16 protein-coding genes are annotated in these 14445 nt (G+C 62.1%); 5 read left to right on the plus strand and 11 right to left on the minus strand.

The genetic code is table 11. The annotated features are described in order from the left end of the window. Window positions 1-78 precede the first annotated feature (78 nt). The 4 genes from FQ755_RS31495 to FQ755_RS31510 all read right to left on the minus strand — a co-directional run bounded on the left by FQ755_RS31495 (window position 79) and on the right by FQ755_RS31510 (window position 3918). Window positions 79-837 (minus strand): 4'-phosphopantetheinyl transferase family protein, encoded by a 759-nt coding sequence (locus FQ755_RS31495; RefSeq protein WP_144160399.1) that lies wholly within the window; start codon window positions 835-837, stop codon window positions 79-81. Between the two features lie 229 nt (window positions 838-1066). Then, window positions 1067-1936, minus strand: coding sequence for a MurR/RpiR family transcriptional regulator (locus FQ755_RS31500; protein ID WP_144160402.1), 870 nt, complete (start codon window positions 1934-1936; stop codon window positions 1067-1069). Between the two features lie 75 nt (window positions 1937-2011). After that, a complete protein-coding gene (locus FQ755_RS31505; protein WP_144160405.1) occupies window positions 2012-3088 on the minus strand; it encodes an ABC transporter ATP-binding protein in 1077 nt (358 codons plus the stop codon). A gap of 56 nt (window positions 3089-3144) precedes the next feature. After that, on the minus strand, window positions 3145-3918 hold the full coding sequence (locus FQ755_RS31510; RefSeq protein WP_144160408.1) for an SDR family oxidoreductase: 774 nt from the start codon (window positions 3916-3918) through the stop codon (window positions 3145-3147). Window positions 3919-4310: 392 nt separating this feature from the next. On the opposite strand from FQ755_RS31510, the gene FQ755_RS31515 reads away from it, so the two are divergent. The 3 genes from FQ755_RS31515 (at window position 4311) to FQ755_RS31525 (ending at window position 7409) form a co-directional block, all read left to right on the plus strand. Further along, entirely contained in the window at window positions 4311-5543 is a 1233-nt protein-coding gene (locus FQ755_RS31515) for an ABC transporter substrate-binding protein (RefSeq protein ID WP_144160411.1), read from the plus strand. A gap of 133 nt (window positions 5544-5676) precedes the next feature. Beyond that, window positions 5677-6567 (plus strand): carbohydrate ABC transporter permease, encoded by an 891-nt coding sequence (locus FQ755_RS31520; RefSeq protein ID WP_144160414.1) that lies wholly within the window; start codon window positions 5677-5679, stop codon window positions 6565-6567. Then, a complete protein-coding gene (locus FQ755_RS31525) occupies window positions 6564-7409 on the plus strand; it encodes a carbohydrate ABC transporter permease (protein WP_074267374.1) in 846 nt (281 codons plus the stop codon). The genes FQ755_RS31520 and FQ755_RS31525 overlap by 4 nt, the downstream gene beginning before the upstream one ends. Before the next feature lie 31 nt (window positions 7410-7440). On the opposite strand, the gene FQ755_RS31530 is transcribed toward FQ755_RS31525, so the two are convergent. From FQ755_RS31530 to FQ755_RS31540, 4 genes are all read right to left on the minus strand, one after another. Next, window positions 7441-8763, minus strand: a complete 1323-nt coding sequence (locus FQ755_RS31530; RefSeq protein ID WP_144160417.1) for an ATP-binding protein — start codon at window positions 8761-8763, stop codon at window positions 7441-7443. Then, window positions 8760-9500 (minus strand): response regulator, encoded by a 741-nt coding sequence (locus tag FQ755_RS31535; RefSeq protein ID WP_144160486.1) that lies wholly within the window; start codon window positions 9498-9500, stop codon window positions 8760-8762. Before FQ755_RS31535 ends, FQ755_RS31530 begins: the two co-directional genes overlap by 4 nt. 7 nt (window positions 9501-9507) lie before the next feature. Next, window positions 9508-9672 (minus strand): hypothetical protein, encoded by a 165-nt coding sequence (locus FQ755_RS37665; protein WP_186308710.1) that lies wholly within the window; start codon window positions 9670-9672, stop codon window positions 9508-9510. Between the two features lie 174 nt (window positions 9673-9846). Further along, a complete protein-coding gene (locus tag FQ755_RS31540; RefSeq protein ID WP_144160420.1) occupies window positions 9847-10134 on the minus strand; it encodes a DUF1330 domain-containing protein in 288 nt (95 codons plus the stop codon). A 113-nt stretch (window positions 10135-10247) separates the two neighbouring features. Here FQ755_RS31540 and FQ755_RS31545 point away from each other — a divergent pair, with 113 nt between their 5' ends. Further along, window positions 10248-11075 (plus strand): hypothetical protein, encoded by an 828-nt coding sequence (locus tag FQ755_RS31545; protein WP_144160423.1) that lies wholly within the window; start codon window positions 10248-10250, stop codon window positions 11073-11075. Between the two features lie 25 nt (window positions 11076-11100). Here FQ755_RS31545 and FQ755_RS31550 read toward each other — a convergent pair whose 3' ends face one another. Continuing rightward, window positions 11101-12093, minus strand: coding sequence for a chemotaxis protein (locus tag FQ755_RS31550; RefSeq protein ID WP_144160426.1), 993 nt, complete (start codon window positions 12091-12093; stop codon window positions 11101-11103). Between the two features lie 477 nt (window positions 12094-12570). Between FQ755_RS31550 and FQ755_RS31555 the strand changes: the two genes are divergently transcribed. Continuing rightward, window positions 12571-12990: a secondary thiamine-phosphate synthase enzyme YjbQ gene (locus FQ755_RS31555; protein WP_144160429.1), complete on the plus strand. Its 420-nt coding sequence runs from the start codon at window positions 12571-12573 to the stop codon at window positions 12988-12990. 14 nt (window positions 12991-13004) lie between these two features. On the opposite strand, the gene FQ755_RS31560 is transcribed toward FQ755_RS31555, so the two are convergent. Together FQ755_RS31560 and FQ755_RS37880 are read right to left on the minus strand one after the other, a co-directional pair. Continuing rightward, window positions 13005-14300, minus strand: a complete 1296-nt coding sequence (locus tag FQ755_RS31560) for a PepSY-associated TM helix domain-containing protein (RefSeq protein ID WP_144160432.1) — start codon at window positions 14298-14300, stop codon at window positions 13005-13007. Then, on the minus strand, window positions 14240-14445 hold a 206-nt coding region (locus FQ755_RS37880), incomplete at its 5' end, for a hypothetical protein (RefSeq protein ID WP_222105807.1). The genes FQ755_RS31560 and FQ755_RS37880, both read right to left, overlap by 61 nt.

Below are 14445 nucleotides of genomic sequence, written 5' to 3' on the forward strand. Positions count from 1 at the left end.
CGGACATGAAGGGCTTGGGCGTGCTTTAGTCGGAGCTTTAATCAGGCAGTTGCCATGATGGCGCTGCAAACCTCGCCATCATGACAGCGCGCGGCGCTCAGGCGCGTGTGGGACAGGGGACGTCTCCCACGCAACGCAGGCAGCATAGCCCACGGGCGCGGCGAGCCAGCTTGCCGACAGATTGCGCGCCTCGTCAGGCACTTCGGCACGCAAAGTGACGCGCGAGCCTTCGCGCGGCAGCACGGTCAGGCGTTGCAAGCCGCGCACCACGCCAACGCCGGTTGTCTTGAGCAAGGCCTCCTTGGCGACCCACGCGTCGTAGAAGCAATAGAGACATTCGCCGGCATCCCGTTGTTCGAGCCATACCGCTTCGCTTTCGGATAGCGTCATCGAGGTGAGCGCGCGCCAGTCGAGTTGTGCGTCGTATCGTTCAATATCAACACCAACCCGGCGACGCCTCGACAGTGCAATCAGGCCGCGCGCGCCGGAATGGGACACGTTGAAATCAAGCGGATTCGGCTCAAGCTCCCGCGCACAATCTGGCATTCCAGCCATTGCGGCCAGGCAGGGACGTCCCATCGCATCACTTGCAAGCTGCACGGCTTTTGGCTCGATGCCCAGTGCGTCGGCAAGCAACTGGCGCAGCGCCGCACGGACGGTGGCGAAGCGCAGCGCGTCTTCTGGGCGGCGGAACACGCGCGCCCGAGCATGCTCGTCGCTCGCGAGCGCGCTGAATGCCGGGCTTTCGAGCGTTGTATCAAAGGCGATATCGACCCGCCAAACCTGGACGTCGGACGGGCCGTCGTGAGACACCGGAACGAGGGAGAAACGCTGCATCGCAGATTCGAGAGGGCTAAGGGGTGCGCTGGAAAGCGGCCACTGTACCTGAATTGGCGGTTGACTCCGAGACGACGCCGACACTTGCGGCCGGCCGGAATTGAGTATCCCTATCGTGCAGGCCGTTACCGGAACATTTTCCGAAGAAGCGGGTCTTTAACTGCGGCCGGTCGGCAACATAGTCCGCGCCATGACCAGCGCTGCTGGCCACCCGGTCACCCCGCCGCCACTACGACGACTCCCCCGCCGCCGGCTCCGGTTCATGCGCGAGCCGCGCCTTCGCATGGCGCATCTTCTCCAGCGTCTTGGGTCCGGCCTTGAGCGCCACGCCAATCGCCAGGGCATCCATGATGCACAGATGCACCAGCCGCGACACACCCGGCGTGTTCGGATCAATCGCGCTCGGCACGCGCAGCAGCAGCGGAATATCTACCAGCCACGCGAGCCGCGAGCCGACATTGGTCAACGCAATGGTGGTCGCGCCACGCTCCTTGGCGATCTGAATGCTTTCGTTCACCTCGACGCTGCGCCCCGAGTGCGAAATGGCAAACGCCACATCGCCTGGTTCAAGAAGCCCGGCGTAAAGACGCTGCAAATGACCATCGGTAAACGCGCTCGCGGCGATATCGAGCCGCAGAAACCGCAGCGCCGCATCCTGCGCCACCAGTCCCGAGCCCGAGCCCACGCCGAAGAAATACACCCGGTGCGCTGCGGCCAAGGCGGCGATCGCGGTCTCCACGACGCCCGGGTCGAGTGCTCCACGTGCATGCTGAATGCCTTCGACCGCCGCTTCGCCGACCTTGTCCATCAGCGTCTGCACGTCGTCATCGCGCGCCACGGCAGTCGACGCATACGGCAAGCCGCCCGCCACGCTCTGCGCCAACTGCATCTTGAAGTCGCGCAGCCCGTTCGCACCCACGGCGCGGCAAAAACGCGTCACCGAAGGCTCGGACACATCCGCGCGCTGGGCGAGTTCGGTAATGCTCGCGCGCATCGCAAAGTCGACGTCGCTCAGCACCATCTCGGCGACCTTGCGCTCAGCCGGGCGCAACTGGGGCAACGCGCCGCGAATGTGGGGGATCAGGTTGGGAGCGGACACCCGTGTGTTCCTTTTGGGTTCAAGGTCTGGAATCCGCGTCGTTGGACACTGTCAAAACCGCGGCCACGCGCGATTTCAGTCGAGCCTGCGTCCACTCTCCGTGTCGAACAGGTGAATGTGCCCGGCCGGCAGGCGCAGCGCCACACGTTGACCAGGCTCGATCGCCGAGCGCTGGCGCGTCGTCACGCACCACGTACTGCCGCCGATTTTCCCGTACAGATGCGTCTCGGCGCCGGTCGGTTCCACGACTTCGACTTCCATGGAGACGCCATCCGGCGACGCCAGCGTTTCGATATGCTCGGGCCGAATGCCGAGCGTCACCTTCGCGCCGGTTTTAGCGGAAGCCGGCGCCTGCGACAAGGCGATCTCACTGCTATCCGCCAGTTTCAGCACCAGTCCGCCGGCCCCACTCACGAGCACGCCTTCCACGAAATTCATCGAAGGCGAGCCGAGGAAACTGGCCACAAACAGATTCGCAGGGCGATCGTACAAATCCAGCGGACGGCCGATCTGCTCGATACGGCCCGCGTTCATCACGACAATGCGGTCCGCCATTGTCATCGCCTCGATCTGATCGTGCGTGACGTAGATCACCGTATTCTTCAGGCGTTGATGCAGCGCCTTGATCTCCGTGCGCATCTGCACGCGCAGCTTGGCATCCAGATTCGATAGCGGTTCGTCGAACAGGAACAGCGACGGCTCGCGCACCACCGCGCGGCCCATCGCCACACGCTGACGCTGGCCGCCGGAAAGCGCGCGAGGCAGGCGGTCGAGGTAACTGCCGAGATTGAGCATTTTCGCTGCGGCTTCGATGCGCGGCTTGAAGCTGCTGGACGATTCCTTGCGAATCCGCGGTCCGAACGCAATATTTTCGTACACCGAAAGATGTGGATACAGCGCGTAGCTCTGGAACACCATGGAGATATTGCGCTGCTGCGGCGCGAGCGTGTTGGCGCGCGTGCCGCCGATCATCAGATCGCCGCCGCTGATCTCTTCGAGCCCCGCCACCATGCGCATCAGCGTGCTCTTGCCGCACCCCGACGGCCCGACCAGCACGACGAATTCGCCGTCGTCGATGTTGAGGTCGATGCCATGCACCACCTGGGTGTCGCCGTAACGCTTGAAAATGCCGCTCAGTTGCACTGCTGCCATGCTGTCCTCATCGTCGTCCGGTGCCGCCGCCGCGCGGGTGCACCACGTTCACTGGTTCAAAGCGTCTCGAGCGTCAATTCCTCGGCCATCAGCCGGTTGCCCGCCATCAGGCCGCCGTCGACCGGCAGGGCTACGCCGGTGATCACACGCGCCATCGGCGAAGCGAGAAACTGCACGGCGTCGGCAATATCGTCCGGCGTGGCGAAGTCGCGCAGCGGATAGTATTTCTTCAGGTTTTCGAAGACCTGCGGGTTCTTGTCGACCCGTGCCTGCCAGGCTTTCGTCTTCACGGTCCCAGGACACACAATGTTGGCGCGAATGCCATGCTTGCCCAATTCCAGCGCCAGCGCCTTGGTATAGCTGATCAGGCCGGCCTTTGCCGCGCTATACGCCGGATGACCGAGCGAGGCGAGGCCGTTCACCGAGCCGATCAGCACCAGCACACCCTGCTGGCGTTCGATCATCGAGGCGCGCACGGCTTCCACCGTGTGATAGGTGCCGTTCAGGTTCAGGTGGACGTCGCGGTGCCAGCTGGCGACATCGGTTGTGGCCAGCGTCAGCCCTTTGGCGCCGCCCGCGTTGGCGACCAGCACGTCCACCGGTCCGCGCAGCTTGACGGCCTGAGCAACCGCCTGTTGCACCGCCGCGGCGTCCGCGAGGTCGGCCACTACCGGCGTGACGTGCTGCGCGCCCAGCCCGGCAGCCAGCGCATCGAGCGCCGCCGGGTCGAGGTCGAGCGCCAGCACGCTGTCGCCCAGTTCGACGAAGCGCCGGCACAGCGCGCTGCCAATCCCGCCACAGGCACCGGTCACCAAAACCACTCGATTCATATCCGCTCCACCGTTTTTGCTACCCGCCCGGCTTGCCGGCACCGCGCCGAAACCACCGGTCAAACGCTCTCAGGTTCCTCTCCAAAGGCTTCGCGTGCTGTAAATTTCCAACACAGCCTACCTGCGACGCATATCTGACGCTTCGCCGACACGCGCCGCACCCGCCTTCGCACCGCACAAAATACGCCTTCTTTACAGCATCTTATGCAAAAAAGGCTCCAAGAAAAAATATCGTAGACCCTACGTGACAACATTTTTTTACTCCTGTAGGATTTTTTCAAACAATTTGATAACCCAGCAGCCGGCGACGGCGGCAGACCACCCCCCATCGTCGTTGGATGGGACCGGAGTAAGCGCTAAAGCGCTAACTCCGATCGACACAGGAGAGAGAAATGTCGTTGCAAGCCCGTGCTTCCTTCGCGCTCGGCAAGATTGCCGTAGCGCTCGCGTGTGCAGGAATGGCCGTAGCGGCGCATGCCGACACGGTCCGCGTCACCGTCGCCCATTACAGCGACGCGACCGCGCCGTACTTCGAGAAAGTGGCCCAGGACTTCGAAAAGGCCAATCCCGGCACGACCATCAAGATCGAAGACGTCAGTTGGGACACGCTGCAACAAAAGCTGCAAACGGACATTACCGGCGGCGCCAACGCCGACCTGGCGATTGTCGGCACGCGCTGGCTGCTGGACTTCGTGAAGGACGACGTGGCTGAGCCGCTCGACGGCTACATGGACACGAGCTTCAAGAGCCGCTTCATCGGCCCGTTCCTCGCCCCGGGAGAAATCAACGGCAAGATCTACGGTTTGCCGATCGCCGCTTCGGCTCGCGCGCTGTACTACAACAAGGATCTGCTGGCGAAGGTCGGTTATCCGAACGGCCCGAAGACGTGGAATGACGTGATCGACGCGTCGAAGAAGCTGAAGGCGCAGGGCATTGCCGGCTTCGGTCTGCAAGGCAAGGAAATCGAAACGGACGTCTATTTCTACTACGCGCTGTGGAGTTACGGCGGCGACGTGGTGGGTAAGGACGGCAAGGCTGCCTTCAATTCGCCGGCTGGCGTGAAGGCCGCGACGCTCTACAAGACGATGATCGACGAAGGTCTGACGGAACCGGGCGTGACGGGCTATAGCCGTGAAGACGTGCAGAACCTGTTCAAGCAGGGCCGGGTGGCGATGGTGATCTCGGCGCCGTTCCTTTCCAAGCAGATTGCGAAGGAAGCGCCGAACCTGAAATACGGCATCGATCCGATCCCGATGGGCACGAAGAACGCCACCTATGCCGTGACGGATTCGATCGTGATGTTCAAGAACTCGAAGGTGAAGAAGAGCGCCTGGAAGTTCCTCGATTATCTGTTCACGAAAGAACCGCGCGTGAAGTTCACCAGCACGGAAGGTTTCCTGCCGACCACCAAGGCCGAAGCAACCGACCCGGCGTTCGACAATCCTGATACGAAGGCATTCATCGCGCTGCTGCCGAGCGCGAAGTTCGCTCCGACCATCACGGGTTGGGAAGACACCGCCAAGGCCGTCTCGGACGCAATGCAGTCGATCTACCTCGGTAAGGCCCAGCCGGCAGCCGCGCTCAACGCCGCAGCCGACAAGGCAAACGAATCGCTTGGCAAGTAATGCCAGGATAGTTGCTAACGCAACCCTGTAGACCGGCGCGCGCTACTGCCAACTGGCGGCGCGCGCCGTGTTGTACCCGGCCCATCCCGTTGCGCCAGCTCAGAAGCCAGGCGCAACTTACGATCGAGCACGCATGAGCCGTCCTGCTTCCCCGCGCCTGTCGGCGCCCTGGTTGCTGATTGCGCCGAGTCTGATACTCGCGCTGTTTATCATCAGCTATCCGATTTTCAACATCGTGTATCAGTCGCTGCACGATGTGTCGCGCTTTGGCGCGATCCGCGACTTCACCGGCCTGAAGAATTTCTATACCGTCTTTGCCGATCCGGAATTTCTGGGCGCATTGCGGCGCACGATCTATTGGACCTTTTTCGTGGTGGGCGGCACCGTGCTGATCTCGGTGCCGGTCGCCCTGATCCTTAATCAGGACTTCTATGGACGAGGTGTCGCGCGCACCATCGTCATGCTGCCCTGGTCCGTTTCGCTGACGATGACCGCCGTGGTATGGCGCTGGGCTTTCAACGACGACTACGGCATGGTCAACGTCACGCTGCATCGACTGGGCCTGATCGACGGACCCATCCATTGGCTTGCCACGCCGGAACTGGCCTTTCCGGTGGAGATCGGCGTCGGCATCCTGGTGTCCATCCCATTCACGGTGACGATTCTGCTGGGCGGCCTGTCGTCCGTGCCGGGCGATATCTACGAAGCGGCCCGCATCGACGGCGCGAGTGCGTGGCAACAGTTCCGCAAGCTGACGCTGCCTCTGCTCAAGCCCTTCGTCAACATGGCGATCCTGCTCAATGTGATCTACGTGTTCAACTCGTTTCCGATTATCTGGGTCATGACGCAAGGCGGCCCGGATGAAAGCACGCACATTCTCGTGACCTATCTATACGAAGTCGGCTTCAGGCTTGGACGTCCCGGTCAGGCGGCGGCGGTGTCGCTGATCATGCTGGTAATGCTGTTTGTGTTTTCGATGCTGTATCTGCGCATGCAGCCGTCGAAAGAAGGAGAAGGCACATGAGCCTCAAGATGAAACGCACGCTGTGGTGCTGGCTCGCGCTGTCTCCGCTGATCGTCCTCGTGCTGTTCCCGTTTGCCATCATGCTGTTTACCGCGCTCAAGCCGGCGAACGAAGTGTTCGTTTATCCGGCGCGCTGGCTGCCGGTGCACTGGCAATGGAGCAACTTTGCCGACATGTGGGAAGCCGCCAACTTTGGCGTAGCCTTGCGCAACAGCGTGGTGATCAGCCTGCTTTCGATGGCGCTCGCGTTGGCCGTCAGCCTGCCCGCGGCTTATGCGCTGGCGCGCTTCCCGTTCAAGGGACGCGGCCTGTATCGCCAGTTCCTGCTCGTCACGCAGATGCTGTCGCCTATCCTGCTGGTGGTCGGGCTGTTTCGCCTTGCCGCGATGATTCCCTATGGCGACGGCAACCTGGTGGATTCGAAGCTCGCCGTGATCGTCTCGTATGCGGCATTCAACATTGCGTTCGCGGTGTGGATGCTGTCGTCGTACTTTCAGACCGTGCCGCGCGATCTCGAAGAATCCGCGTGGCTCGAAGGCTGCGGACGCGCCAAGGCCGTGTTCAAGGTGTTTTTGCCGCTGGCCGTGCCGGCGATCGTGGTCACCGCGATCTTCACGTTCATCAACGCGTGGAACGAGTTTGCGGTGGTTTATACGCTGATCCGCTCGCCGGAAAACAAGACGCTGACCGTGCAGGTCACGGATATGGTGGCCGGCAAATACGTCGTCGAATGGCACCTGGTGATGGCCGCGACCTTGTGTGCCACGCTGCCGGTTTCGGTGGTGTTCGCATGGCTGCAGCGCTATCTGGTGAAGGGCCTGGCTTTAGGAGCGGTGAAGTAAAACTCGCCCCTTGAACTGAACCCACCAGGACTCAACTCGCGTTCTTCAACACAAGCCGCGCTTCCAGGCCACCGCCAGCGCGGTTTTGCAACGACAGGCTGGCGTCCATCGCCAGCGCGAGTTGCCGCGCAATCGCGAGTCCAAGCCCCGTGCCGCCGGTGTGGCGATTGCGCGAGCCTTCGAGTCGCACAAAAGGTTCGAACACCGCTTCCAGCGATTCGTCAGGAATGCCAGGTCCGCGATCGAGCACCGAGATCGTCACGTGGCCGTCCTGCGCTTTAGCAACGGCAATCTGCGCCGCGCCACCGAATTTCAGCGCGTTATCCACGAGATTGCCGATGATGCGCCGCAACGCCTGGGGACGCGTCACCAATGCCGAGGCGACCTGCCCCTGCAACGCCACGTCCTTGCCCGCATCCAGATAATCGCAGACGAGGCTGTCCAATAGCGCATCGGGATCGATACGCAGCGGCACCTCGCTCGCGCCGTGCATGGTGCGGGCGTAGGTCACGCCCTCCTTCACCATCGTTTCCATATCATGCAGGTCCTGCTGCAGTTTTGCGCCCTGCACGTCGTCGTCCATCACGTCGACGCGCAAACGCATGCGCGTAATCGGCGTTTGCAAATCATGCGAAATGGCCGCGAGAATCTGCAGGCGTTCGGTCATGTATAACTTCACGCGGTCGTGCATGGCATTGAAAGCGCGCGCCGCGCGAGCAACTTCGTCGGGGCCGTCTTCGGGCAGACGCTCGGCTTTCAGGTCCGGACCTAGCGTGTCGGCCGCGTGGGCCAACTGGCTTAACGGACGCGTCGCCAGCCGCACCGCCAGCCAGCAGCACGTACCCAGCACGATCAACTGCAGCGCCAGCACTACCGGTAGCCACGGCGACAAGGGTACGCCCGCCATCGGCCGGTAGTCGATGGTCAGCGGCGCGCCGTCGCTCAAACGCAAATGCACCTGTAGACGGGATGGGTCGCCGGGGACGGCATTCGCGGTCAATGCATAGCGCTTGCCGATACCGTCTTCTATCGATTGCGCCACCCGCGCCGACAACTCCGCATTCGGCTGCTCCGCGCCTGCGACGCCCGGCCCGAGAATGAAGCGATACGTGCGCCGCTCCAGACGCGGCAGCCATTCGGCACGCTCGTTGGGCGGCAGATGATCGAGCAGCGCAACGGAGCTGGTCACCTCGCGCTCGATGTAGCCCACCATCACATTGTTCATGGTCTGGTTGCGCTCGGTCAGAGTGAGCCAGACCGACATGGTCTGCGCCAGCGCGAGCCCCACGAACAGGATCAGCGCGAGTCGTGCAAACAGCGTGCGTGGCCAGTGCGGCCATGCATTGAGTTTCATGGATTGCCTTCGAGCATGGTCACGGCCGCCGAAAACACATAGCCTTCGCTGCGCAGCGTCTTGATGTAGCGCGGCTCGCGGGCGATGTCCTGCAGACGCTGGCGCAAGCGGCTAACCAGCAGATCGATCGACCGGTCGAACGGATCGGCCTGACGCCCTTGCGTCAGATTGAGCAACTGATCGCGCGTAAGCACGCGTTGCGGATGATCGAGGAACACGCGCAGCAGACGATATTCCGCGCCGCTGAGGGCAACCATGGTGCCTTCGGCGTCGAGCAGATGCCGAGCGACAGTGTCGAGCCGCCAGTCGCCGAAACCGATCATCGGCGCGGTTTCCGTCACCTGCATGCCCGGCGGCAGCATGCGCGCGCGGCGCAGCACGGAGCGGATTCGCGCGAGCAGTTCGCGCACGGCGAACGGCTTGGCGAGGTAATCGTCGGCGCCCATCTCCAGCCCCACGATACGGTCCGTCTCCTCGCTGCGGGCGGTCAGCATCAGTACCGGAACCGCACGGAACTTGCCCGCGCGCAATTCGCGGCACAGCACGAGACCGTCTTCGCCTGGCAGCATGAGGTCGAGCACGATAAGATCGGGCGCGCCCTGCTCCAGCACGGCACGCATCTGCCTTCCATTGGCGGCAAGCGAGACGCGCATGCCGTTCTTCTCGAGGTAACCGGCGATCAGTTCGCGAATGCCGCGATCGTCGTCGACGATCAGCACGTGGTCGATGGTTTCCATCATGCGATCATTCCTCGCGGCGTGTGAGACGCACCCGGCTCACGTTGACGAGCGAACACTGAAGCGGATGCGCCATTTCCGCCGCGAATCCGCCCGCCAGAATGACCAGCATGGCGAGCAGCCGGCGAGCCGGCGCAAGGGCCGCGGCGGCCTGTTTTGGTCGGGTCGTCATGAAGCGCTCCACGGTAGTCACGACTGCTTTATAGCGCAGTTCGCGGAGCGCTTTGTATCCCAGTGTATCCGGAGCTTCGCCCGACACATAACATTGCACCGGTAAGGCGCAAAAGGCGTCGTCAGGCCACGTTTCGTTCAACGTGGCCCGGAAACGATGCGCCAGGCGCGTGCGTCACACGCCTTCGACGAGAACGGCGCGATAGCGCGATCCCTTGAAGCGATGCTGCGCGGCTTCCTGATACTCCGGGCTGTCATACCACGCACGCGCTTCCGCAGTGGACGGAAACTCCACGATCACCACCCCCTCCGGCGCGTCGCCCTCCAGCACCTGCTGCGGCCCATAGGCGGCGAGAATCTTGACCGGACGGTTCTTGAAGGTGGGGCCTACCTTGCTGGTATAGATGTCGAGCTCCGCCTGGTCCTGCGTGCTCTCCCGCGTGAAGACAATATAAGTCGCCATGATGTACGCTCCTGCCGTGCTGTGAAAGTGCGTTAGATGATGCCACGAAGAGCGGCTTTGCGTCGGCTCCGCGGCCATTGCGATAGACTGCTGCCATACCGGAGAGCGCCACTGTGTCCACCCTGCAATTCAGGCTTGTTTGCTTCAAGATGGCTTGCGCTTTCGCCTGCGCGTCGGGCGCGTCAGGTGTGTCGGCTGCGGCTTACGCAGCATCGCCCGCGTCTGCGTCCGCCGCCAGTTCCGTCAACGCCGCGAGCCAGCCGGTGAGCACGGCCACCACGGAGATCCTGTCGGTGCGGCCTGTGGTGGGTGACGACCCCATTGCCATCCGCGATACGCTGGCAAAACACAGCATCCACGGCAATGCACCGTCATTGCGCGACCGCATTCGCGCACTGCTTCCTTTGCGCAAGTCGTCGCACAATCTCGACCTCACCAAAGCCAGTCTCGATCATGCACTCGTGTTCGTGGTACCGGTCGGCTACGGTGTGCTGTACCGCTCGAACACGCACGTGCTGACGGTCGACGCCGATCTCGCCAGCGAGGACACCCCTGGCGCAATCCTGCTGAAGAAAACGGTGACCGGGCCGGATGGCCGTGGACTGACGGTGGCCGCGGAAGCCAAGGCGAAGGGATATGTCCAGCAGATCGATCTCATCGGACTCAAGCTCGACGAAACCAGCAAGACGAAGATTCGCGGACACCTCACGATCTCGCCGGCGATGTTCGCCAAAGTGGATGGCGACTTCGCCATTGCGCTGATCTGCAATCTGACGCCACCGTATCTGAACGATCAGCGCACGCACACCGATCCGACCGACGAAGAACCGACCGACATCACCACCCGAACCTCGACCCTTTACACCGAGATTCAGGCGGTCTGGCTGATCAGCCCGCAGACGGGCACCGTGTTGGCGAAAAACCTGCATTTGTCGGATTGATGCGGCGCCGCGCGAGCGGCACGCTTCAGACTTCAGCCGGTTGGACCTGAAATTCCGCCGTCGACCCGGCGAGCGCCTGACGCAGCGCCTGCGCCAGTTCACCGGCCGCAAACTTCGCGATATAACCGTTCGCGCCGGCATTTTTTACGTGCGCCTCATTGGCCGCGCCGGTGAGCGACGAGTGAATCACCACCGGAATATCACGCATGCGCGCATCGCCCTTGATGTGACGCGTGAGCGTGAAGCCGTCCATTTCCGGCATTTCCAGATCGGTCAGTACAAGGGCGATCTTGTCGCGCACCCGCACCTTCTCCGTCTGCGCTTCACGGGCAATCTGCTGCAGCATGGTCCATGCTTCTTCGCCGGTTTTCGCCATGATGTACTCGGCGCCGATCGCGCCCAGCGCCTGCTCGATCAGCTTGCGGGCAAAGCCGGAGTCGTCCGCGGCGAGAATCTTCGAGCCGGCCGGCATGCGCAGGCTATCGCCGACGGCTTTGGGATCGACCGCGGGATGCTGCGCCGGAAAGACGTCGCGCAAGACCTGCTCGACGTCGATCACCTGGGCAAGACGCGAGTCGCCGGTATTGCCGTCGATACGCGCGATGCTCGTGATGGACTTACCGGCGGCGGAGCCTTCGGCCGTCAGCACCTGATTCCATTCGAGGCGCACGATGTCGTCCACTTCTTCCACCGCGAACGCCTGGGTGGAGCGGGCGAATTCCGTTACCAGCAGAATGTTGAGACCGCGCGTCGGCTGGCATCCCATCAGGCGCGGAAGATCGATGACCGGAATGATCTGGCCGCGAATGTCGACGGCGCCCATGACGAATTCCGATGCGCCGGCAATCGGCGTGATGGAGGGCATCGTCGAGATCTCGCGCACCTTGAAAACGTTGATGCCGTAGAGTTCGTGGGCATCGCTGTCGGGGACCGAGCCGAGACGGAACAGCAGTAATTCGAACTTGTTCGAACTGGTCAAGCTCGTGCGCTCGTCGGTCACGCGAAAGTCTGCCGCCATTGCCTATTCTCCGCTTCGATTTTCAGGCACCACGTGTAGATGTCGCTGATCGACACCGATCGAACGCTTCCGCCTCATAGGTGGTTATCGGCCTGGGATGCGCAAAATTCAGGGCTCCGAGCTATTTTGTCCGGATTTGCGTGCGCGTTTGCGGTTCGCGCGCGACACGCAAACGATTGCGCATCACACGAAAGCGGTGGCCAAAAGCAATTGAGCGAGTCTATTCAGCGCGTGCTGAATCGCTTTCTTTTAATGGCGTTCCTTTCAACAAGCCGATACGGCCGGAGTCCTGAGCAAATTTGTCTGCGGAATGACGGACTGCGATGCCACGCCAAGGCGACCCTGCGGGCGGCGGTCAACCCTCTCGCAGGAGGCATGGCATACTCGTTTCACCATCTTGCGCGAGCGCCGCCTCCGGGCATCCGTTATCGGCGCCGCACGCCCTTATAACCAACCGGCCACGCAGGAGTCGCTTCAATGCAGCAAGCCATTCGCCATTTTCACGTCACCGCGCCCGAACGCGGGCTCGTCGAATTCACCGCCGACGTCCGCGAGTTTGTCCACGACCAGTCCATCGAGACCGGCCTCCTGACGCTGTTTTGCCGTCATACGTCAGCCTCGCTCCTGATTCAGGAGAATGCCGATCCGTCCGTGCAACGCGATCTGGAGACGTACTTCGGCACCATCGCGCCGGAAGACCGCAACCGTTACGAACACGACGCCGAAGGGCTCGACGACATGCCCGCACATCTGCGGACGGCCCTGACGCAAGTGCAGCTATCCGTGCCGATCGAACATGGACGCATGACGCTCGGCACGTGGCAAGGCATTTACCTGTTCGAGCACCGCCGCCATCCTCAAAGCCGCGATATCGTTGCACATATCATTGGTGAGTGAGGGTCGGTCCTCGCTCACGAATTCGTGTTCTGGCTCGCGCGTCCGAATACGGTTCGATCAGCAATCCAAACTAATAGCATGCTGACACCCATCAGTGGAAACAAAATACCAAGCAGTATCAGACCGGTTTTCCACGCCCGCATGGGAGGCGCAAAACGTTCGCGGCCTGGCGCGCCAAGCGAACCTTTGGCGCGCCGTTTCCACCACATCACGCAGCCTGTTAGCGCCATGGCGGCAAGACCTAACGAGATCAGTGCGCACACGATCTGGTTGGCTGGCCCAAAGTAGCGGCCCATATGAAGCGAGGTGCCGTAGGAGACGGCTTTCGACACTGCTCCGTAGTCGCTATAGCGAATGTCTTTGAGGACGGCGCCGCTATATTGGTCGATAAAGATTGTCCGCTCCTGCTTCGGGTCGGGCGGGTAGTAGGAAACCGTATAGACGCCCGTCGCCGACGCGGGCATGACGATGTCGTAGCCATTCGTCACGCCAAGCGACGCTGCCAGATCTACAACGCGTCCGAGCGCAAAGCGCGCTTGGGTGGCGTCACTTTGCGAGCGGGCGACCGGCATGTCGCCGGTGGCCCACGGCTTCGTCGGCAGAGGCAGATCGTCCATGACCATACCGGGCATCGACTCCATGGTGGCTTCCTGGTGCCCTGTCTTCGCGGGTTGAGGTTTCGCTGCCCCTGCCGGCACTCGGGAGTGCCATGACGATCCACCCCACGCGCCCGGCGGCGCGCCGAGATTGGCGCTAGTCGCCAGCGCCTTGAACTGCCTTCCCCACGATCCCGACCACGGCAGCCCTGACAGCACGAAGGCCAGCGCGCCCAACGCGAGCCAGATGCCCAGGACGGCGTGCACGCTTTTCCAGAGCGCGCGGCCTTTGAGCGCGAAGTCCGGCCGTAACGCACTGCGCAGCGCCATCTCGCGTGGCCACCAAAGCGCGATGCCGGTGCCGATCATCACAAGCGTCCAACATGCGGCCAGTTCCATCAGCAATTCGCCAGGCTTGCCGAGCAACAGCTTGCGATGCAACATGCGATCGACCTGCATGAAACGGTGTTCGACGCTCAGCGTGCCTAGCACTTTTCCTGTATATGGATTCAGATAGACGCTTGTCTTTTCGCCATCCGGCAATCGAAATACGAATTCGGCACTGCGCGCGGGATCCCGGCTGATGGTAGCGGTCGTCGCCATAGAGCCCTCGGGCATCGCCAGACGTGCGCGGGCCAGCAACGCATCTTCGTTTAAGCGCGGTTGCGCTTGCGGCTCGACCACCATGCGATGCCGGTACAAAAGCGGCTCGATTTGCGGCTGAAAGCAGTAAAGGAAGGTCTGAACAAATCATTTTCAGCCTGACTGTTCGCCACATTCGAAATTGGCGGGTCTCGAAAGTCGTTTTCTTGTTGGGAACCGAATGAATACCGACCAGAAATTGATCTCGATGTTTGAA

The organism is Paraburkholderia sp. BCC1885 (assembly GCF_900996235.1).
Taxonomy (GTDB): Bacteria; Pseudomonadota; Gammaproteobacteria; order Burkholderiales; family Burkholderiaceae; genus Paraburkholderia.

Excerpts from the sequence above, each read along its gene's own strand:
- FQ755_RS31495 (WP_144160399.1), bottom strand. The coding sequence starts at position 837 with ATGCAGCGTTTCTCCCTCGTTCCGGTGTCTCACGACGGCCCGTCCGAC.
- FQ755_RS31505 (WP_144160405.1), bottom strand. The coding sequence starts at position 3,088 with ATGGCAGCAGTGCAACTGAGCGGCATTTTCAAGCGTTACGGCGACACC.
- FQ755_RS31510 (WP_144160408.1), bottom strand. The coding sequence starts at position 3,918 with ATGAATCGAGTGGTTTTGGTGACCGGTGCCTGTGGCGGGATTGGCAGC.
- FQ755_RS31515 (WP_144160411.1), top strand. The coding sequence starts at position 4,311 with ATGTCGTTGCAAGCCCGTGCTTCCTTCGCGCTCGGCAAGATTGCCGTA.
- FQ755_RS31520 (WP_144160414.1), top strand. The coding sequence starts at position 5,677 with ATGAGCCGTCCTGCTTCCCCGCGCCTGTCGGCGCCCTGGTTGCTGATT.
- FQ755_RS31525 (WP_074267374.1), top strand. The coding sequence starts at position 6,564 with ATGAGCCTCAAGATGAAACGCACGCTGTGGTGCTGGCTCGCGCTGTCT.
- FQ755_RS31530 (WP_144160417.1), bottom strand. The coding sequence starts at position 8,763 with ATGAAACTCAATGCATGGCCGCACTGGCCACGCACGCTGTTTGCACGA.
- FQ755_RS31535 (WP_144160486.1), bottom strand. The coding sequence starts at position 9,500 with ATGGAAACCATCGACCACGTGCTGATCGTCGACGACGATCGCGGCATT.
- FQ755_RS37665 (WP_186308710.1), bottom strand. The coding sequence starts at position 9,672 with ATGACGACCCGACCAAAACAGGCCGCCGCGGCCCTTGCGCCGGCTCGC.
- FQ755_RS31540 (WP_144160420.1), bottom strand. The coding sequence starts at position 10,134 with ATGGCGACTTATATTGTCTTCACGCGGGAGAGCACGCAGGACCAGGCG.
- FQ755_RS31550 (WP_144160426.1), bottom strand. The coding sequence starts at position 12,093 with ATGGCGGCAGACTTTCGCGTGACCGACGAGCGCACGAGCTTGACCAGT.
- FQ755_RS31555 (WP_144160429.1), top strand. The coding sequence starts at position 12,571 with ATGCAGCAAGCCATTCGCCATTTTCACGTCACCGCGCCCGAACGCGGG.